Here is an 816-nt window from a genome sequence, read left to right as displayed (position 1 = left end):
CTCTCGATCACGTATTTGTTACTTCATTACGTCCCCTTTGTGCCGTATCCGCCTGCGGGTCCGGTGAAAGCAGCCAGTCGGCTCAGAGCACCACGGCGGGTAAGGCCGGCAACGGCCTGCGCTTCGCCTACATCGGCGCGGTTGAGGATCCCGCCTACTATGCGATCGCGTGTGGCGCCAAGATCAAAGCGGGTAAGATTGGTGCCACCGTCACCGTCCAGTATCCCAAGGAGTTCTCGGCCGCCGCGATGACGCCGATCCTCAACTCGGTCCTGGCTGACAAGCCCGACGGACTCATGATCAGCGTGGCCGACGCCAATGCGATGTACGCGCCCCTCTCCAAGGCCAAGGCCCAGGGGATTCCGATCGTGACTGCTTTGAACACACTGACTAAGAAAGATCCGCTTGCCTCGGAGGTCATCGCGGACGAGGCCGCCGGCGGCCGGCTGTCCGCGGAACTCATCGCGAAACACCTCGGAATCGAGGGTGGCAAGGTTGCGGGCCTCGGCTTCACGCCAGGCGTGAGTACGCCGGCCGACCAGCGGTTGCACAACTTCGAAAGCGAGATCAAAAAGTATCCGAACATCGATTACCTGGGTGCGGAGATCACCGACGTATCGCCTCAGACGGCAACAGTGAAAATGAATGCGATCCTGGCGCGCGACCCCGATATCAAGGCAATCTTCACGAGCTTTGGAATTGCCGCACAGGGCGCGGTGACAGCTCTCAGCCAGCGCAACAAGAGCGGTGTTTACGTGACCAGTTTTGACACCAGTCCTTTTGACGTCAAAGCTCTTAGGGGACGTAATGAAGTAA

General features: G+C 59.4%; 1 protein-coding gene. It reads left to right on the top strand.

Features of this window, described 5'->3' with window-relative positions:
- Nucleotides 1-816: substrate-binding domain-containing protein (locus ACY5KJ_RS18495; protein ID WP_462203958.1), on the top strand; the 816-nt coding region annotated here is incomplete at both ends.

The organism is Frankia sp. CcWB3 (assembly GCF_977927595.1).
The sequence above is the reverse complement of the archived record's forward strand: the minus strand, read 5'-3'. Positions and strand labels throughout refer to the sequence as shown.